This window comes from uncultured Tateyamaria sp., assembly GCF_947504105.1.
Classification (GTDB): domain Bacteria; phylum Pseudomonadota; class Alphaproteobacteria; order Rhodobacterales; family Rhodobacteraceae; genus Tateyamaria.
Genome location: NZ_CANNGP010000038.1, coordinates 24,196 through 41,925, shown reverse-complemented (window position 1 = coordinate 41,925; position 17,730 = coordinate 24,196). Strand labels below are relative to the sequence as shown.

16 protein-coding genes and 1 pseudogene are annotated in these 17,730 nt (G+C 59.7%); 10 read left to right on the top strand and 7 right to left on the bottom strand.

Annotated elements, in window-relative coordinates; translation table 11 throughout:
* Positions 1–77: 77 nt before the first annotated feature.
* The 4 genes and pseudogenes from Q1A75_RS18720 to Q1A75_RS18705 all read left to right on the top strand — a co-directional run.
* Positions 78–929: pseudogene (locus Q1A75_RS18720) on the top strand (IS30 family transposase); the annotation flags it as partial.
* A 214-nt stretch (positions 930–1,143) separates the two neighbouring features.
* Entirely contained in the window at positions 1,144–2,532 is a 1,389-nt protein-coding gene (locus Q1A75_RS18715; RefSeq protein WP_299552063.1) for a cytochrome ubiquinol oxidase subunit I, read from the top strand.
* A 5-nt stretch (positions 2,533–2,537) separates the two neighbouring features.
* Complete coding sequence (locus Q1A75_RS18710) at positions 2,538–3,548, top strand: cytochrome d ubiquinol oxidase subunit II (RefSeq protein ID WP_299552066.1); 1,011 nt, start codon at positions 2,538–2,540, stop codon at positions 3,546–3,548.
* Between the two features lie 121 nt (positions 3,549–3,669).
* On the top strand, positions 3,670–4,878 hold the full coding sequence (locus Q1A75_RS18705; protein WP_299552069.1) for a urate hydroxylase PuuD: 1,209 nt from the start codon (positions 3,670–3,672) through the stop codon (positions 4,876–4,878).
* A 37-nt stretch (positions 4,879–4,915) separates the two neighbouring features.
* Here Q1A75_RS18705 and Q1A75_RS18700 read toward each other — a convergent pair whose 3' ends face one another.
* From Q1A75_RS18700 to Q1A75_RS18680, 5 genes are all read right to left on the bottom strand, one after another.
* A complete protein-coding gene (locus Q1A75_RS18700) occupies positions 4,916–6,184 on the bottom strand; it encodes an adenylate/guanylate cyclase domain-containing protein (protein ID WP_299552072.1) in 1,269 nt (422 codons plus the stop codon).
* Positions 6,181–7,419: a DNA recombination protein RmuC gene (gene rmuC / locus Q1A75_RS18695; RefSeq protein ID WP_299552075.1), complete on the bottom strand. Its 1,239-nt coding sequence runs from the start codon at positions 7,417–7,419 to the stop codon at positions 6,181–6,183. Before rmuC ends, Q1A75_RS18700 begins: the two co-directional genes overlap by 4 nt.
* Positions 7,416–9,230 (bottom strand): DNA mismatch repair endonuclease MutL, encoded by a 1,815-nt coding sequence (gene mutL / locus Q1A75_RS18690; protein ID WP_299552078.1) that lies wholly within the window; start codon positions 9,228–9,230, stop codon positions 7,416–7,418. Before mutL ends, rmuC begins: the two co-directional genes overlap by 4 nt.
* A gap of 120 nt (positions 9,231–9,350) precedes the next feature.
* The gene (locus tag Q1A75_RS18685) at positions 9,351–10,007 is read right to left on the bottom strand and encodes a ChrR family anti-sigma-E factor (RefSeq protein ID WP_299552081.1); all 657 of its coding nucleotides are present in this window, start codon (positions 10,005–10,007) and stop codon (positions 9,351–9,353) included.
* Between the two features lie 5 nt (positions 10,008–10,012).
* On the bottom strand, positions 10,013–10,561 hold the full coding sequence (locus Q1A75_RS18680; protein WP_299552175.1) for a sigma-70 family RNA polymerase sigma factor: 549 nt from the start codon (positions 10,559–10,561) through the stop codon (positions 10,013–10,015).
* Between the two features lie 206 nt (positions 10,562–10,767).
* Here Q1A75_RS18680 and Q1A75_RS18675 point away from each other — a divergent pair, with 206 nt between their 5' ends.
* The 6 genes from Q1A75_RS18675 to Q1A75_RS18650 all read left to right on the top strand — a co-directional run bounded on the left by Q1A75_RS18675 (position 10,768) and on the right by Q1A75_RS18650 (position 15,962).
* The gene (locus tag Q1A75_RS18675; RefSeq protein WP_299552084.1) at positions 10,768–12,069 is read left to right on the top strand and encodes an FAD-dependent oxidoreductase; all 1,302 of its coding nucleotides are present in this window, start codon (positions 10,768–10,770) and stop codon (positions 12,067–12,069) included.
* Complete coding sequence (locus Q1A75_RS18670; RefSeq protein ID WP_299552086.1) at positions 12,066–12,827, top strand: DUF1365 domain-containing protein; 762 nt, start codon at positions 12,066–12,068, stop codon at positions 12,825–12,827. Before Q1A75_RS18675 ends, Q1A75_RS18670 begins: the two co-directional genes overlap by 4 nt.
* Positions 12,824–14,059: an MFS transporter gene (locus Q1A75_RS18665; protein WP_299552089.1), complete on the top strand. Its 1,236-nt coding sequence runs from the start codon at positions 12,824–12,826 to the stop codon at positions 14,057–14,059. Before Q1A75_RS18670 ends, Q1A75_RS18665 begins: the two co-directional genes overlap by 4 nt.
* Position 14,060: 1 nt before the next feature.
* Positions 14,061–14,642 (top strand): DUF3833 family protein, encoded by a 582-nt coding sequence (locus Q1A75_RS18660; RefSeq protein ID WP_299552092.1) that lies wholly within the window; start codon positions 14,061–14,063, stop codon positions 14,640–14,642.
* The gene (locus Q1A75_RS18655) at positions 14,639–15,376 is read left to right on the top strand and encodes an SDR family NAD(P)-dependent oxidoreductase (RefSeq protein ID WP_299552095.1); all 738 of its coding nucleotides are present in this window, start codon (positions 14,639–14,641) and stop codon (positions 15,374–15,376) included. The genes Q1A75_RS18660 and Q1A75_RS18655 overlap by 4 nt, the downstream gene beginning before the upstream one ends.
* 259 nt (positions 15,377–15,635) lie before the next feature.
* Positions 15,636–15,962 carry a DUF3775 domain-containing protein gene (locus Q1A75_RS18650; RefSeq protein WP_299552098.1) on the top strand — a complete coding sequence of 109 codons (327 nt, stop codon included), beginning with the start codon at positions 15,636–15,638 and terminating at the stop codon, positions 15,960–15,962.
* Positions 15,963–16,043: 81 nt separating this feature from the next.
* Here Q1A75_RS18650 and Q1A75_RS18645 read toward each other — a convergent pair whose 3' ends face one another.
* Entirely contained in the window at positions 16,044–17,096 is a 1,053-nt protein-coding gene (locus tag Q1A75_RS18645) for a saccharopine dehydrogenase (protein ID WP_299552101.1), read from the bottom strand.
* The gene (locus Q1A75_RS18640; RefSeq protein WP_299552104.1) at positions 17,093–17,704 is read right to left on the bottom strand and encodes a glutathione S-transferase family protein; all 612 of its coding nucleotides are present in this window, start codon (positions 17,702–17,704) and stop codon (positions 17,093–17,095) included. The genes Q1A75_RS18645 and Q1A75_RS18640 overlap by 4 nt, the downstream gene beginning before the upstream one ends.
* Between the last annotated feature and the right edge of the window lie 26 nt (positions 17,705–17,730).

Below are 17,730 nucleotides of genomic sequence, written 5' to 3'. Positions count from 1 at the left end.
CTGCGTTTCATAGTCCATCCTTTCTTGGGACGGATTACTAGCACCTCAGTGGCCTGATTTCAGGGGGCTGGGTCAGTGGGCGCAAGGCTTATGGCGCGGCATTGTCGGATCAGCGCGCATGGGACTGCGCAAGGCGGCCCAAAGCTTGTAAACTCGCCTTCAACGAACACTTGTGTCGGTTCATTGCCCGGAAGCTGCGGCTGAAGCGGTCGCCGCAGCAGATTGCAGGCTGGCTGATGCGCAGGCACCCCGACGAAGAGCAAAAGCGTGCGTCTCACGAAACGATCTATCGCAGCCTGTATGTGCAGACCCGTGGGGTTCTGAAGAAAGAACTTCAGCAGTGTCTGCGCAGCCCACGTGCTATCCGACGGTCCCGGCATGCAACGCAGAAGGGCCTGAAGCTGCGCAAGATCAAGGATGCGGTGCCGATCAGTGAACGCCCACCCGAGATCGAGGATCGGGCGGTGCCTGGGCATTAGGAGAGCGATCTGATCGTCGGGGCCAATAACAGCTACATCGCCACGCTGGTCGAGCGGCACTCGCGGTTCGTGATGCTGGCCAAAATTGCCAACAAGGACACACAAAGCGTTATCACCGCCCCGATCAAGCAGGCCCGCAAATTGCCCAAAGAGCTTTACCGCTCGCTGACATGGGATCGCGGCTCAGAGATGACTGACCACGTAACGTTCACCATGGCCACGTAGATCGACGTCTACTTTTGCGACCCGCAATCACCCTGGCAATGCGGCAGCAACGAAAACACCAACCGGCTTCTCCGCCAGTACTTCCCACGCGGCCTCGACATGTCGACCCACAGTCAGGCCAAACTCAGCGCAGTCGCCAGACAGCTCAACGAGCGCCCGAGAAAGACCTTGCAATACGAAACCCCGGCTGAAAAGTTTGCCCAGTGTGTTGCGGCGATCCGTTGAATCCTCGGATGCATAGCGGACACTGTTTTAGCCCATCAGACTCGCTAGAATACGACCCGCATCGGGCTGATGCTGACTTCGCAGACTGGAACAAGTCTGTGTGACAAAACGCGCAGGCGCACCCTGTCGCACCCCCGCTGATCTGCTGCGCGCGGTTTCTATATGTGGTTCACGACCAAACACGTAACCGTTATTCCTTGAGCGGAGACCTCGCATGGACACCCTCATGCTGTCCCGAATTCAGTTCGGCGCCAACATCTCGTTTCACATCTTGTTCCCGACGATCACGATTGCACTGGGCTGGGTGCTTTTGTTCTTCAAGCTGCGCTTCAACGCAACTGGCAACGTGCGCTGGATGGACGCCTACCGGTTCTGGGTGAAGGTCTTTGCCCTATCCTTTGCCATGGGCGTCGTGTCGGGCATTACCATGTCGTTCCAGTTCGGCACCAACTGGCCTGGTTTCATGGAAACAGTTGGTAACATCGCTGGGCCGCTCCTGGCCTATGAGGTGATGACCGCCTTTTTCCTTGAGGCCGTGTTCCTTGGCATCATGCTCTTCGGCTTTTCCCGCGTGCCGGGGTGGTTGCACACACTGGCCACGTTCCTTGTGGCCTTCGGCACCACCATGTCGGCCTTCTGGATCCTTGTGTTGAACAGCTGGATGCACACGCCCCAAGGATTCGAGATGCGCGAGGGCGTGGCCCATGCCACCAGCTGGTTCGAGATCATATTCAACCCATCCATGCCTTATCGCCTGTCCCACATGCTGCTGGCGTCGGGCCTGACCGTCGCGTTCCTGATTGCCGGCTTGAGTGCGTTCCGTTGGTTGCTCGGGGACCGCAGCAAGAGCGTACATGTGACCATGAAGACGGGCGTCTATATGGGCGCATTGCTGATCCCGTTACAGATTTTCATGGGTGACATGCATGGGCTGAATACGCTTGAGCATCAGCCGCAGAAGGTTGCAGCGATGGAGGGGAACTTGGACACTCAGTCCCACGTGCCGCTGTTGCTGTTTGCCCTTCCAGATGAAGAAGCCCGCGAGAACCGCATGGAAGTGGCCATTCCCAACATGGCCTCCATCATCCTCAAGCACAAAGCTGAAGGTATGGTGCCCGGTCTGAACGACTTTGTCACCGAGGAGGGTGAGGTCATGCACCCACCTGTCGCCCCCGTTTTCTGGTCCTTCCGCATCATGGTTGGCACCGGCTTTGCCATGCTGTTCCTGAGCTGGGGTGCCGCTATCCTCATGCTGCGCAAGAGGCGCGGACCTGCGGGCGTGCCGAAGCTTATGATGCTTGCCATGGTGCCGATGGCCTTTTCCGGCTGGGTGGCGACGTTGGCAGGCTGGTACACGACCGAGATTGGCCGCCAGCCATGGCTGGTGCAGGGCGTACTGACCACCGAAATGGCCGTGGCGGATGTGCCTGCCCCGTTCGTGGGAACCACTTTGGGGGCGTATCTGACAATCTATGTCCTGTTGCTGTCCGCCTATATCGGCGTACTGTTCTTCTTGGCGCGCAAGGCGGTGGACGGTGATGTCCCGCGGCCCCGCACCCCGTTGTCTGGTCACGCGGTCACCCGCGAAATTCCTGCGGAGTAGGATAGATGGAACTTTTTGGCGATCCGGCGGTGTGGCTGCCGTTCACCTTTGCCGCCCTCATGGGCGTGTCGATCCTGATTTATGTGGTCCTTGATGGTTTCGACCTGGGCGTCGGGGTGTTGTTCCCTTTCGCGACGGATGAGGAAAAGGACATGATGGTGGCGTCCATCGGTCCGTTCTGGGATGCGAATGAGACATGGCTGGTGCTGGCCATTGGCCTTCTGCTTGTGGCCTTCCCGACGGCCCACGGCACGATCCTGACAGCGCTGTACCTGCCTGTTGCGATCATGCTGATCGGGTTGATCCTGCGCGGCGTGGCGTTTGAATTCCGGGTCAAGGCACCCACCCCGCACAAGGCCACCTGGAACTGGCTGTTCTTCATCGGCTCGTTGATGACGTCACTGAGCCAGGGCTTCATGCTGGGCAAATACGTAATGGGACTGGAAAGCACGCTGGGCACCCGGGCCTTTGCGATGATCACGGCGGTGTTCCTGACCGTGGCCTATTCCATGATCGGCGCCTGCTGGTTGATCATCAAGACCGAGGGCATCCTGCAGGGCAAGGCCGTGGACTGGGCCAAGGGCGGCATCTGGGGATTGGTCTTGGGTCTGGGGGCGGTATCGCTTGCCACGCCGCTGGTCAGCGCGCGGATTTTTGACAAGTGGTTCACATACCCTGAGATCCTGCTGCTGGCCCCTCTGCCGGTCCTGTCGGCCGTGATGGTGATGATGCTGTGGCGGTCGTTGCAGAAACTGCCGAACGCGACCGATGCGGGTTCGAAAGGGCCGTTTGCCTATGCAATCACCCTGTTCATTCTGGCCTTCAGCGGCCTCGCCTACTCATTCTACCCCTACGTGGTTCCTGAAAAGCTGACAATCTATGAAGCGGCGAGCGCGCCTGAGAGCCTGATGATCATCCTTGCTGGGGCTATTGTCGTTATTCCAATGATCGGCGGATACACGGCGCTGGCCTACTGGGTATTCAAGGGCAAGGCGTCGGAACTGCGCTACGATTAGGCTTTCTTCTGGCCAAAAATACCTCGGGGAAGGCCGATGGCCTGGAGCAAAGCCCCAGCCCCCCCTTTCGTATCTCGCGCGCCCTGTCTAGTTTGGCGTTCGGGAACGAAAGGACGCCGACATGTATGACTTCGCCGCCATGGGCGCGTGGCTGGAATTTGCGGTGCGCTGGCTGCATGTAATCACGGCGATCGCATGGATCGGATCGTCCTTCTACTTCATCGCGCTGGACCTTGGCCTGCACCGCGACCGCAACCTGAAAAGCGGGGCGGATGGCGAAGAATGGCAGGTTCATGGTGGTGGGTTCTATCACATCCAGAAATACCTGGTGGCGCCGGACAATATGCCCGATGGGCTGATCTGGCATAAGTGGCAAAGCTACTGGACGTGGATCAGCGGGTTCATCCTGCTGGTGCTGGTATATTATCTGGGTGCAGAGTTTTATCTGATCGATCCCAACGTGATGGAGCTTGCCACGTGGCAGGCGGTTGGCCTGTCGCTGGTATCGCTGGCCGCTGGTTGGCTGATCTACAACACGCTCTGCAAGGTCTTTGTGGACGCGGATCAGACCGTTCTGATGGTGGCGCTGTTTGTCGTTTTGGTGGCGATGGCGTGGTTTTACACGCAAGTCTTCACGGGGCGCGCAGCGCTGCTGCATCTGGGGGCGTTCACCGCCACGATCATGTCGGGCAACGTGTTTTTCATCATCATCCCGAACCAGAAGATCGTGGTGGCCGACCTTATAGCGGGTCGCACGCCGGATGCGATCTATGGCAAGATCGCCAAGCAGCGCTCGACCCACAACAACTACCTGACCTTGCCTGTCATCTTCCTGATGCTGAGCAATCACTACCCGTTGGCCTTTGCCAGTGAGTGGAACTGGGTGATCGCGTCGCTTGTCTTCCTGATGGGTGTCACGATCCGGCACTGGTTCAACACGCATCACGCGCGCAAGGGAAATCCGCATTGGACGTGGGGCGTGACGGTCATCTTGTTCATCCTCATCGCGTGGCTGAGCGTCGTGCCGCCGGAGAAGCAGGAGGCCGCTGTTGTTACCCGCTATGCCCAAGCCGAGGGCTTCGCGGATGTGCACAACATTGTGCTGAGCCGGTGCAGCATGTGCCACGCGGCCGAACCCGGCTGGCCCGGCCTGCTCTGGGCGCCCAAGGGGGTCGTGCTGGAAACTGAAGCTGACCTGACGCGCAATGCGCGGGCCGTGTACCTGCAATCAGGTGTCAGCCACGCCATGCCGCCGGCCAACTTGAGCTACATGGAAGATGAGGAGCGGGCGGCCATCGTGGCGTGGTATCGTGCTGCGATCGACGGGTAAGGCGGAGGTGTCCTCCGCCCCTTTTTTGTGCTGATGCTCACTGTAAGGCGGAGGTGTCCTCCGCCGCTGCCGCGGTCATCCCCCAGGCTGAGATCGTTTCCTGGCGTCCGGGCAGCACCAATGATGGAAACGCTTGCCAGCCTGCGCCGACGTTCTCCAGCCCGTTCATGACCGCGTCCGAGATCAGCAACGTCACACCTTGTGTCTTCGTCGCTGTCTCGAGCCGGGCCGCGACATTCACGGCGTCGCCCAGAACTGTGTATTCCAGCCGACCCTCATCACCGACGACACCCACAAACACTTCGCCCAGATGAACGCCGATCCCCAAACGCACGTCATTGATGTGCTCAAGGAGGTCATGGGCAAAGGCGACAGAGCAGGTGGCAGCGTCACCATGGCTGTCGTCAAAGACCACCATCGCGCCGTCGCCAACGAACTTGTCCACGATGCCACCCGTCGCATCCGCCGACTTCGAAATGCGGGCCCGGTAGCGCGCCAGAAAGGCGGACAGGTCGGGTGCGCTCATGTTTTCGGCCATGGAGGTGAAACCGCGAATATCCACAAAGAGAATAGCCATCCGCTGCTGATGGCCCTCGCGCATGGCTTCGATCCCGCGGGCTGAAAGCTGGTCATTCAGTTCGGATGGTAGAAAACGGGTCAGCTGGCCGCGCGCCTCTGCCTCGTCAATCGAGCGACGCAGCAGCGCGCGAATCCGCATCGACGCAAAGACAAGCACCATCGCCGCCAATGAGATCATGACGATACGCACAAAGTTTGGCGGCCACCCAAAAAGAAAGATCAGTCCCGCCCGTGCCTGGGCCTCGGTCGCCAGAAATGGGATGGTCAGGATGGCGGCAAATCCTGCCACCAAGACCAATGACATGCAGGCCAGAAGGGCGGGATTGAACCTCAGCGCGCCGCAGGCCAGCACGACAGGGATCAGCCAGATGGTTGGAAAGGCCGCAACAAATTGGCCCGACAGCCCCATGTTGGACAGGCTCAGCCACGAACCCAACAGGATGAACACACAGTCGATCAAGGCGGACGGCCACGCCATCCAGGCGCGAAACTGGCCTGTTCGGATCACGAAGATGATGACCAGGCCAAGGGCGAAGTAGCTCGCCATGGTCATGGCGGCATACACAAGCTGCGATTCCAAAGCCTCTGATTCCGGTAGCCCGGTGAACCAGACGGTTACGAACAGAACGACGGCGAGGGACGTTGACATAACCATGCGCAGGATGCCGATGAACCATTCGGCCTGCGCTTCGGCTTCGAAGAAAATGCGTTGCGCCTGTGGGGTCATTCCGCGGCAGGTGGGCGGCTGTTCAGCGCAAGCGTGCCTTGATCATCCAGCTCTTCAAAGTCGAAATTGTCGAGGCGATGGGCGCGTTTGCCAGCCTTCTCCGCGCTGATCTTGATATCCTCGATATCTTTCGAGGCCTGGGAAAAGTGTCGGTCTAGATTGCCAACCCGCGTGCCAAGCCGGTCCACGTCAGTCACCAGCATCGACAATTCCTTGCGGATCGCCCCCGCCTGTTCGCGCATCCGCGCATCCTTGAGGATCGCGCGCATGGTGTTCAGCGTGGCCATGCAGGTGGTTGGCGACACGATCCAAACTCGTTTGTCGAAACCTTCACGCACAAGGTCAGGGAAGTTGGCGTGCAACTCGGCATAGACCGCTTCGGACGGCAGGAACATCAATGCACCGTCCGCTGTTTCCCCTTCGATGATGTACTTGTCCGAGATATCAGCGATGTGCTTTTTCACGGCGGTTTTCATTGATGCCACGGCCTGTTTCAGTTCGTGATCGGTCTCTGCCCGCCGTAGCGCTTCGTAGGCCTCCAACGGAAACTTTGAATCGATGACAATCGGCCCAGGCGGGTTCGGAAGATGCACCATACAGTCGGCCCGCTTGCCGTTGGACAGGGTAGGCTGCCACGCATAGCTGTCCTTTGGCAGGGCTTTTCCCACGATGTCGCGCAGCTGGATCTCTCCGAACGCGCCGCGCGTCTGCTTGTTCGACAGGATGTCCTGCAGGCTGAGCACATCGCCGGACAGCTTGGTGATGTTGTCCTGCGCCTTGTCGATGGCGGCGAGGCGTTCCTGTAATTGCGTCAGGCTGGTGGTGGTCTGCTTGGAGGAGCCGTGCAGGGATTCCTTCATGCGTTCCTGCATGTCCGTCATTGCGCGCTGGCTGCGCATCGCGTTGTCCGCAAGCCGTTCCTGCATCTGCTGCTGTACCGCGCTCAACCGTTGTTCGACGGTTTGCGCCAATTGTGCTTGTCCGTTGGTGGCCGTGTCCGACACGGTTTGGATCGAGGCGCGCAAGCCCTCTTGCCCCTGCGCCAACCCCTGCACATGTTGGCCGAGATACCCCATTTGCTGGGCGAGCGGCGCTGTGGCACGGGCTGAACGACCGGCGGCCCGTAGCGCCATGATCAGAAGGATCATGATCACCAACAGGGTCGCGGCCCCGATCATGGCCACCATCACCAGCGGATCGCTGGTGTCCAATGTCGTATCGCCAATCTGGATCATGTGCGCCCAAACAATCGTTCAATGTCTGCCAGCTTCAACTCTACATAAGTGGGCCGCCCGTGATTGCACTGGCCGGAATGCGGTGTCGCTTCCATTTCGCGCAGCAGGGCGTTCATTTCTTCGGCCCGCATTCGGCGGCCTGAGCGGATCGAGCCGTGGCAGGCCACGCGGGACAGGATCGCCTCAACTTTTGCCTGAACGGATTGCGACGACCCGAGGTCCGCAAGTTCATCCAGAATGTCGTGGATCATGGCCTTGGCATCCACCTCGCCAAGGATGGCGGGCGTTTCGCGCACGGCGATGGCATCCCCGCCAAAGGCTTCGATGCCAAGGCCGAAGCGCGCCAGATCATCTGCAATTTCCAAAAGCCGCGCACAGTCTCCAGATGACAGGCTCACGATCTCGGGGATCAGCAAGGCCTGTGCGGCAACGCCGTTTTCAGCCATCTGGGTCTTTAGCTTTTCATAGACCAGACGTTCATGGGCGGCGTGCTGGTCGACAATCACCATGCCGGTCGCGGTCTGTGCCACGATATAGTTCTCATGCACTTGCCCGCGCGCGACGCCAAGGGGAAGGTCGGTTGGATCAGCCTCTGGTGCGGGCATTGGCGCAGGGTCGACCACCTGCGCGCTATAATCTTGTGCCATCTCGGCAAAGCCGGTTTCGATGGGTGCACGAGGCCCAAGACTGGGGCGGTCCATCTGGTAAACGCGGGGCTCGCTCGGCTCCGGGCGCATGGCCCCCAAGGTCGCGCCCGCCACAGTGGTCGAGGCGCGGTGACCTGAATTCGCCAGCGCGTGACGCAAGCCGGACACGATCAACCCGCGCGCGGTTCCGGGATCGCGAAAGCGCACCTCGGATTTGGCTGGGTGTACGTTGACGTCCACAAGCTGCGGATCGCAGTCGATGAACAAGGCCGCCGCCGGGTGCCGGTCACGGCTGAGGAAGTCGAAATAGGCAGCGCGCAACGCGCCTGTCAGCAGTTTGTCCTTCACGGGTCGCCCGTTAACATAGAGGAACTGGGTCACCGCCGCACCGCGGGAGTAGGTGGGCAAGGCCGCATAGCCGGTTAGGTGCAGACCGTCCCGCTCTGTATCAATCGGGATGGCATTGTCCGTGAAATCTTGACCAAGTGTGTCGCGCAAACGTCCCTTGAGTGCATCCATCACGTCACCGGTCTGTGCCTCGACCCTGAAGACGGTGCGGGGGTCGTTTGACACATCGCGCAGCTCGAACCGTACAAAAGGTTCGGCCATGGCGAGACGTTTGATAACATCCGTGATTGCCTGCGCCTCGGCCCGATCGGTGCGCAGGAATTTCAGACGCGCGGGCGTGGCAAAGAACAGATCGCGCAGGGTGATGACCGTGCCTGCGTTCAATGCTGCCGGTTTGACGGCGCTGGCCGTTCCCCCGGCGACGCTGATCTCGGCTGCGTCCTCGCCCGGCACACGACTGGTGATGGTCAGGCGGCCCACGGCGCCCAGACTTGGCAGTGCCTCGCCCCGGAAGCCGAAGGTGTGGATATTGAGCAGGTCGCTGCCGTCGATTTTAGAGGTTGCATGGCGGCTGAGGGCGAGCGTCAGGTCCGTCGCCGCAATCCCGCAGCCGTCATCTGTGACCCGGATTAGGGTCTTGCCGCCATCAGCGATATCGATCAAAATGCGTTTTGCTTCCGCGTCAATGGCATTTTCCACCAGTTCCTTGACTGCTGAGGCAGGTCGTTCCACTACTTCGCCCGCAGCGATACGATTGATCGCGGCGTCGTCCAATTGACGGATTACAGGACGTATGTTGGGGGCGTGGGTGTTCATGCCACAAGACTTAGCATGCGACCCCGCGATTCGACCATGGCCGTTTTGGCGGACGACACGTCTGCCTTACAAAAGGTGTTGGCCCGCAGAAGGGGTGGAGGAGACCTCCGCCTTACACGGTCAGATCCTTGCGAAACGCTGGGCAATCTTCGGCAGTAGGCCCTGGAAGCGCAATGGCGCGTCGGTAACGGCCAGACAAATGCAATCCTCGTGGATGTCTGCCACTGGCGTGTGATGTAGATCACTGTCAGCCACTTCGACATCGCCGCGGGCGAAATAGTCATCTTCGTCTTGGAAAGCGCCTTGCAGGACCATCGTCATCTCGATCCCGTGGTGACCATGATCGGGCATGGCAGCGCCAGCAGGTATGTAGAGAAGCCGCGCCGACGCGTCTTTGGACGTTGGCAGAATAGCCTGCTTCACACCCATGCCGACCGAACGCCACTTGATGCTGCCGATACCGCCGCCGACGTAATCCTGCAGCGGCTGCGGCAACACAGCGTCTTGAGGGTGCTGGGTGCGAATCTCGGCCGGGGCACCGCCTGCGATCAAGGCCATTGTCGCGGCGAAACTTCCTGGGGCGAGCGCCATGTCGTGCTCCGGTGCTTCCTCAAGCACAGCCCCGCCCACAGCATCGTAACTTTCCACTCGCGCGCGGCATTCGTCGCAAAGAGATACGTGCGTCGCAACCATCAGGTTGAACGCCTCTGGCAGCGTCCCGGCTGCATAGCCCATCAGGATCTCGTCCGTCAGGTGATGTGTGATCTTCTGTTCCATATCCGTCACTTCATCGCGTGGCGCAGTCTTTCCAACGCCAACCTAATCCTAGATTTGATCGTGCCCAGGGGCAGACCGGTTTGAGCGGCGATTTCACTGTGGGACAGGTCCCCGAGATACGCCTTTTGTATCAATTCCCGCTGGGCTTCCGGCAATTCTTTGATTGCCTGACCCAACTGTTCACTTTCCTGCTGCAGGGCCATCACATCGGCCTGATCAGGTTCTTCTTCGGGCCCCCATGCCAGATCTTCGGGCTCCGGGCGTCGCTGCTTGCGCAGCACATCAATCCTTCGGTTCCGAGCGATGGTGAAGATCCAGGTCGCCACCGAAGCCCGCGCGGGGTCAAACATGTGCGCTTTGTGCCAGCAGGTCGCCATGACCTCTTGCGCGCATTCTTCTGCGAGCGACGCATCCGCGCCCGACTTCATCAGGAACCCTTTGACCCGTGGGGCAAAGTGGGCGAACAGCGCGGCAAAGGCCGCCTGATCCCTGTCGTCACGAATCCGGACCATGTGGCTGACCCACTGTATCCGTTTTCCATCGCTCTCTTGCATGAGTGCCGGTCCTGTTACCGCCCTCGGAAAGACCCCGACGGCGGACTGCGCATCTGTTTCAGACGTGTCTAAACCCGCAAACATATTCCGTCTACGCGATACAAAGAACTTCGGATCAAAAATAAATGTCTGGTTTTTCTACATCCGTTTGCGCCATCCCTCCGTAAACGAAACAGACCTTGAGACGTACGGGACAAGAACGACTTATGCCATTTGAACACGCCACGACCGCACCGAAACGCATTGCCGTGATAGGGGGTGGTATTTCTGGAATGGGTGCAGCCCATACGCTTGCACCTGACCACAACGTGACCCTGTTCGAGGCGGAGCCGCGTTTGGGTGGCCATGCTCGTACGATTATGGCTGGCAAAAGGGGTGATCAGCCGGTCGATACAGGCTTTCTGGTCTTCAACTATGCCAACTACCCCAACATGGCGCGGCTGTTTGACGAGCTGGATGTGCCGGTTGTCAAATCCAACATGAGCTTTGGTGCCTCCATTGATGGAGGACGGCTGGAGTATGGCCTGGCAAGCTTGAATGCCTTGTTCGCGCAACGTCGCAATGCACTGAATCCGAAATTCCTTGGCATGGTCCGGGACATCCTTCGTTTCAACAAGAACGCCCTGCGCGTCGCGAACGAGGATCGGACACGCACTATTGCACAATTCCTGGAGGTGATGGGCACAGGCAAATGGTTCCGCAACTACTACCTGCTGCCGCTGAGTGGTGCGATCTGGTCCACGCCGGTTGAGAAGATCATGGATTTCCCGGCCCACGCCATGATCCAGTTCTTTGAAAACCACGCCCTGCTGAACCACACTGGCCAGCATCAGTGGTACACCGTTGATGGTGGGTCTGTGGAATATGTGCGCCGGATCGAAACAGCCATGCTGGGCAACGGCGTAGATGTTCGCCTTGGCGCTCCGGTGCAGTCTGTGCGCCGCACCGCAGTTGGTGCGCAGGTCAAGGCCTGGGGTGGTCAATGGGAGATGTTCGATGAGGTCGTATTTGCCACCCATTCCGACGACAGCCTGTCCCTGCTGGCTGACCCAACAACTGGTGAACAGGCGGCCTTGGGCGCGGTGACGTACCAACCCAATGATGTCGTCCTGCACCGCGATGCGGCTATCATGCCCGAGCATCGGCAGGTTTGGTCAAGCTGGGTGTATACCGAGGACAAGAACGTGCAATCGGACCGCATCGACCTGACCTATTGGATCAACTCGCTTCAACCGATCCCGATGGATGATATGCACTTCGTGACGCTGAATACCAACCGCACGATCCGCGAGGAACTGATCTATGATCAGACGGTTCTGCGGCACCCGGTCTACGATCTTGCTGCACTTGCCGCGCAGGATCAGGTGCGCGCCATGAACGGGGCCAACAACACGTGGTATTGTGGGGCGTGGATGCGCCACGGGTTCCACGAGGACGGGCTGACGGCAGGGCTTGATGTGGCCCGCGCCCTGCTGCGCGCACCGCTGATGCAGGTGGCTGCAGAATGACGGCCACGGTCGATCATATCGAAGGTGTGACCTTTCATGGGCGCAAAGGGGCCATCGAAAACGCCTTTCGCTACAGCGTGGATTACATGCTGCTGGATGCCGAGGCGGAGCTGCGCGCCCCGCGCCTGTTCGGACGCAACCGGCGCGGCCTGATGGCGCTTGATGACAAGGACCACGGGGGTGCGCCCAAGGCGGGCCGGGGTGCGCCGTGGGTGCGCGAGGTGTTGCAGGCCCACCAAGTCACGGGCGTGACCAAGATCGAACTCTTGGCCCAGCCCAAGGTGCTTGGTCACGTGTTCAACCCTGTCAGTTTCTGGCTGTGCCGCCGCGCGGATAATCAGATGATCGCCGTCATTGCTGAGGTCACAAACACCTTTGGCGACCGCCACAGCTATCTCGTGAACCATGCCGATCTGCGCCCCATTGTGCCCGAGGACCGGTTGCGCGCCACCAAGATTTTTCATGTGTCACCCTTCCAACCCATCGAAGGCGGTTACGAGTTTCGGTTTGATATTCGGGACGACCGGATTGGGGTCTGGATCAACTATTCCCGAGACGGTGAGGGCGGGCTGATTGCCACACTCACGGGACGTCGATGTGCCCTCACCAACCATGCCATTTTGCGCGCCGCCCTGCGCCGCCCGTTTGGATCACGCCGTGTGCTGGCCCTGATTCACTGGCAGGCGATAAAGCTGTGGTGGAAACGCGCAACGTATCGCGCCCGCCCCGTGCCGCCGTCCGAGGAGGTGTCACGGTGAGCAACGCGCAGCCCCAACGACTTCCGGCTTACGCCGTGTTTGCTGGGTTGCTGAGCGCGGCCGGGCTGCCGATCTATATCCATGCGCCGAAGTTTTATGTCGATGAATACGGCGTATCGCTGGCGGCGCTGGGCGCTGTTTTGTTTGGATTGCGCCTGTTCGACGTGGTGCAAGACCCGCTGTTCGGGCGGTTGTCCGAAGCGTTGCGATCGCGTCGTGGCGTTGCCGTTCTGATCGGATGCACTGTCATGGCACTGTCCATGCTGGGCCTGTTCGCTGTACCACCGCTGCTGCCGCCACTGATCTGGTTTGCCCTGATGCTGACGGGCGTCTTCTCGGCCTTCAGCTTTCTGACCATCAATTTCTATGCCCAAGGTGTGGTCAAGGCGGACCGCCTGCCCGGGCAAGGCCACTTAATGCTCGCGCGCTGGCGCGAAACCGGTGCGCTGCTGGGTGTCTGTGTTGCAGCCATCGCCCCTGTCATGCTGGGCGGGTTCATGGGTGCGCCCTTTGCCGGGTTTGCCATCGGTTTTCTGGTTCTGGCCCTTGTCGCTTTTGTGATGATGCGGGGTGAGTGGGTCAGTGATGGCCTGCCCCCATCGGTTGGGTTCAAGGCTGTTCTGGGCGATGCGCTTGCCCGCAAGTTGCTGCTGATTGCGTTGGTCAATGCGGCCCCGGTTGCAGTGAGTTCTACGCTGTTTTTGTTCTTTGTCGAAAGTCGCTTGGACGCGCCGGGATACGAAGGGGCACTGCTTCTCTTGTTTTTCCTGTGTGCAGCGTTGGCAGCGCCCGTTTGGGGCCGCTTGGCCGAGCGATATGGACCTAAGCCGGTGTTGCTGAGTGCAATGGTGCTTGCCATCCTCGCTTTTGGTTGGGCAGTCACGCTGGGGTCCGGCGATTGGGTCGCTTTCGCCATAATCTGTGCTTTGTCTGGCGCGACGCTGGGCGCGGACCTGACCGTGCTGCCTGCTGTGTTCGCCAGTCGCATGGCCCGCATAAGTCCGTCGGCTGCCGAAGGGTTCGGCCTGTGGTCGTTCGTTTCGAAATTCACCCTGGCCTTTGCCGCCATCACCCTGCTGCCTGCGCTTGAGCGGGCCGGTTTTGACAACGCGGCAGCCACCCATCCGCCCGAAGCGCTTGCGCTTCTCACACTGCTTTACGCGGCTGTGCCTTGTGGCCTCAAAGTCGTGGCGATCGCGCTGCTCGCCACGACCGATCTGAAGGAGACCTGACATGGACGGTTTGATTTTTGCCCTGATCGGGGCAGTGGCCGCGATACTGCTTGGCTGGACGCGATCGCGCTATGCCGATTTTCTGGCCCAAAGCCCGGACAACTACGATGCCGGACACGGGCTGCAATTCGATGTTCGGACGCACTTGAACGGCCCCATCATCTGCGAGGGTGTGATTTTTGGCCCGACGGGTCGGGTTTCGTCCCGCTTCGTGGGCGAGTTCGACTGCAAATGGGAAGGCAATACCGGCGTCATGGACGAGGTATTCACCTATGACGACGGATCGCGACAGGCCCGGGCATGGCGTCTGAGCATTGGAAATGACGGCAAGATACTGGCCCGGGCGGATGACGTTGTGGGCGATGGTACCGGGCAACAGGCGGGCAGTTCGGTGCAGTTGAAATACAAGTTCCGTTTGCCCGAGGCGTCCGGTGGACACGTCCTGGACACCGTTGACTGGATGTATCTGGCGCCCAACGGGACGATCGTGAACAGGTCGCAGTTCCGAAAGTACGGGATAAAGGTGGCAGAGCTGGTGGCGACGATGCGCCCGGCCAACCAAGAGATGAAAGAAGCAGCATGAACGATTTGTCCCTAAGCGGCAAACGATACTGGCTGGTGGGGGCAGGTGATGGCTTGGGTCGTGCGTTGGCGCATTGCATGAGCCGCGCAGGGGTCGAGGTGATTGTGTCGTCGCGTGGCGAGGACAAGTTGAAAGAACTGGTGGAAGACCTGCCGGGGAAGGCGTCCTACCAGACGATCGACATCGCGGACGATGACAGCGTCAGAGCGGCGGCAGAGGCTGTGGGCGACATCGACGGTTTGGTGCTGCTGGCGGGGGTTTACTGGCCCTTCTCGGCCAAGGAATGGAATGCCGAACAGGCAACGGCAATGGCAGATGTGAACTTCACCGGCTTCATGCGGGTGCTGGGTCAAGTTGTGCCCGGTTTCGTGGAAAGGGATCTAGGTCACATTGTCATCACCTCATCTCTGACAGGTTTCCGGGGGCTTCCGGGGTCGATTGGCTATACCGCGTCCAAGGCCGCAACGATGTCACTGGCCGAATGCATGTATGCCGATCTGCGCAAAACGGGCGTGCGCGTACAGGTGGCTAACCCCGGCTTTATCAAGACGCAGTTGACCGACAAGAACGATTTCAACATGCCGTTCATCATGGAAGCCGATGCCGCAGCCCGCGAGATGTTCGAGTTGATGCTGACTGACAGTTTCAAGAAGAGCTTTCCAACCCTGTTTTCGTTGCTGTTTCGCGGTTCGCAGTTTTTGCCGGATTGGCTGTATTACCGGATCTTTTCCTGATCTCTGCATACGTTCGCTGATGGTGGTTGGCTCCTTCATTTCAAGCTGAAGATCGCGCGTTTCGCCGTGCTGTTGTTCTGCTCATCTGTCGCCGAAGGCAGGTCTGTGCTACTGTTCGCGGGTGATCCTCTTCGCTTTGGCTGTCGCCGTTTTCGAAGGGGAAATTGGCAATGTCAGTATGTTTGCCGCGCTACCATTTGATACGGATCAAGGCGGCAGGTTTGCTGACTGAGCAGGATGTGCTCAGGAGGTTTGAACCATGAATCTTGAGATTGAACGCGCCATCATCGCACAGGTGGTTTTGATGGGCCACGAACTGGAGCGGGCGGAAGGTGAATTGCGCGGGTTGATTGATCGTCTGGATACGGACGAACAAGCCGAACTCGTCGCGATCATGTGGGTTGGGCGTGGTGCGTTCGAGCCGGATGATTGGGCCGAAGCCGTTGCGACGGCAGAGGCCGAGGCGACGACGCCATGTGTTGATTACCTTCTTGGCACACCGCATTTCCCTGACCATCTGGAGGCGGGGATGGAGGCGTTGGGTCTGCCACTGGGCGAAGACGAAGACGCGTTGCTGGGTAGGTAGAGACAAGAACCCGCCTTTGACTATTGGTACCACCTGCCCGGCTATGCCCTGATTGCATGCAGCCTAAGCAACGGCTTGCGCTCAGTTTTCCAATGCCGCGTTAAAAGTGGCCTTGGCCCTTCCCCATACTCCAGTGTCGCGGTTGGCGAGTGTCAGAAGGCTTGGCAAAAGCTGATCTGCATAGTCTTCGCTGCTTTCCACCGGCAGCATCGACGGCAAATTGTCGATGGCCGTGACATCAAGCGGTGGCGCATCATGCACGCGCAGCGCAGGGGCATCCCAGGCGGTTGTCTGGTCGTTAACCTTGATTGGGGAAAAGTCGCTGTCCGGGTCACAGGCTATATCTCCGATCACGCTGAGTTTGCGAAGCTTGTGTGGTGTCACCGCGGGGATAAATATGGGCGTGCCGGGGCGTGCAAGAATGCAATTGAAGAAGATATCGTGTGCCAACACTTCAGGGAAGGGGCCGCCATGCGCGGTTTCCGCCATGTCCCAGCGGGTGGTGGGCACGCCCATGACCGTGCACAGGTCTGCGGCGCCAGTGCCGACGCGCCCCAACGCGCCGATGATCAGGGCCGTGGGGCGGTGCGTGCCGGTCGAAACAAGGTCCGATTGCAATTCTGCCAGCAGGTGGTTCGAGCTTGCATAGGATGTGACCGGACCTGAGATTTGACCCTTTTGCTGCGCGATCCAGCACTTAAGTGCGACTGCAGCGCCCGCGTACCCTGCCCAGTAGCCAAAGGCGGCGACACGTTTTCCGGCTTCGTCCACAAGGTATTCAAGATCATAGAGTGTGCCGCCCCCTGCTTTGAAACGTTGCAGCAGAATCCGGCCTGCCGGTTGCCCCTTGTAGGCGTGACCGAACATGATGTGCTGGTGCGGCAGTGATGTAGCGTCGTCTGGCAACTCCTTGAGGCCGAAGATGATCGCGTCCGTCGGTGCTGTCGGCCACGCGTTCTGGGGGACAATGGTTGCACCCACAATGGCATAGCGGTCGATCGGGATGCATCGGGTTTGGCTGTCTTCGACCGTGACCTTGATCCCGGCAGTGATCAACTTGGCCGCACCTTCGGGGGTCAGGCCGACGCGGTCCTCGTTTTCACGCTGTTCAGCACGGACCCAGAGGTGGGTCATCGCATCATGCCCTTGGCGCGGATCGTTTTGACGCTGTCGCGCGCATCCATCGTCTCCATGAAGGCGCGGATTTTCGGGAAGGGGGCCAGGTCAACATCGTCGCCCGGCAACCATGAGCAGACCATGAACAGATAAGCGTCTGCGATGGTCATCTGATCCCCCAGTATGAAGGGGCCGCTCAGGCATTCGTCTTCGACGAACTGCGCCGAGCCGGTCATGGTTTGCGGAACCTTGGCGGTCATGTCCTGCCAGCTGCTGTCCTGATCCGCCCAGCGGTGGCCGCGCATCTTATGGGCGTGGTTCACATGCATGGTCGAGGCGAGGTAGTACATGACGCTACGCGCCTTGGCCGCTTCGATAGGGTCGGCAGGCATGAGCGCGGGTGCACGTGCTGCGATGTAGTCTAGCAGGGCGCCAGTTTCCGTAAGGATTGTCCCATCCACGTCGAGCGCGGGAACCCGGCCCTTGGGATTGACCTTGGTGTAGTCTGCGGATTGTTGATCACCCGCTGCAAAGTCAAGTTTGTGGGTGTCGTAGGCAAGCCCTGCCTCTTCCAGTGCGATGGCGACGGCAATCGAGATTGTGCCAGTGGCGTAGTAGAGTTTCATAAGCTGCTCCTCGGACGTGCGATTGA

Excerpts from the sequence above, each read along its gene's own strand:
- Q1A75_RS18700 (WP_299552072.1), bottom strand. The coding sequence starts at position 6,184 with ATGACCCCACAGGCGCAACGCATTTTCTTCGAAGCCGAAGCGCAGGCC.
- Q1A75_RS18670 (WP_299552086.1), top strand. The coding sequence starts at position 12,066 with ATGACGGCCACGGTCGATCATATCGAAGGTGTGACCTTTCATGGGCGC.
- Q1A75_RS18715 (WP_299552063.1), top strand. The coding sequence starts at position 1,144 with ATGGACACCCTCATGCTGTCCCGAATTCAGTTCGGCGCCAACATCTCG.
- rmuC (WP_299552075.1), bottom strand. The coding sequence starts at position 7,419 with ATGATCCAGATTGGCGATACGACATTGGACACCAGCGATCCGCTGGTG.
- Q1A75_RS18710 (WP_299552066.1), top strand. The coding sequence starts at position 2,538 with ATGGAACTTTTTGGCGATCCGGCGGTGTGGCTGCCGTTCACCTTTGCC.
- Q1A75_RS18685 (WP_299552081.1), bottom strand. The coding sequence starts at position 10,007 with ATGGAACAGAAGATCACACATCACCTGACGGACGAGATCCTGATGGGC.
- Q1A75_RS18675 (WP_299552084.1), top strand. The coding sequence starts at position 10,768 with ATGCCATTTGAACACGCCACGACCGCACCGAAACGCATTGCCGTGATA.
- mutL (WP_299552078.1), bottom strand. The coding sequence starts at position 9,230 with ATGAACACCCACGCCCCCAACATACGTCCTGTAATCCGTCAATTGGAC.
- Q1A75_RS18640 (WP_299552104.1), bottom strand. The coding sequence starts at position 17,704 with ATGAAACTCTACTACGCCACTGGCACAATCTCGATTGCCGTCGCCATC.
- Q1A75_RS18650 (WP_299552098.1), top strand. The coding sequence starts at position 15,636 with ATGAATCTTGAGATTGAACGCGCCATCATCGCACAGGTGGTTTTGATG.
- Q1A75_RS18655 (WP_299552095.1), top strand. The coding sequence starts at position 14,639 with ATGAACGATTTGTCCCTAAGCGGCAAACGATACTGGCTGGTGGGGGCA.
- Q1A75_RS18660 (WP_299552092.1), top strand. The coding sequence starts at position 14,061 with ATGGACGGTTTGATTTTTGCCCTGATCGGGGCAGTGGCCGCGATACTG.
- Q1A75_RS18680 (WP_299552175.1), bottom strand. The coding sequence starts at position 10,561 with ATGCAAGAGAGCGATGGAAAACGGATACAGTGGGTCAGCCACATGGTC.
- Q1A75_RS18705 (WP_299552069.1), top strand. The coding sequence starts at position 3,670 with ATGTATGACTTCGCCGCCATGGGCGCGTGGCTGGAATTTGCGGTGCGC.
- Q1A75_RS18645 (WP_299552101.1), bottom strand. The coding sequence starts at position 17,096 with ATGACCCACCTCTGGGTCCGTGCTGAACAGCGTGAAAACGAGGACCGC.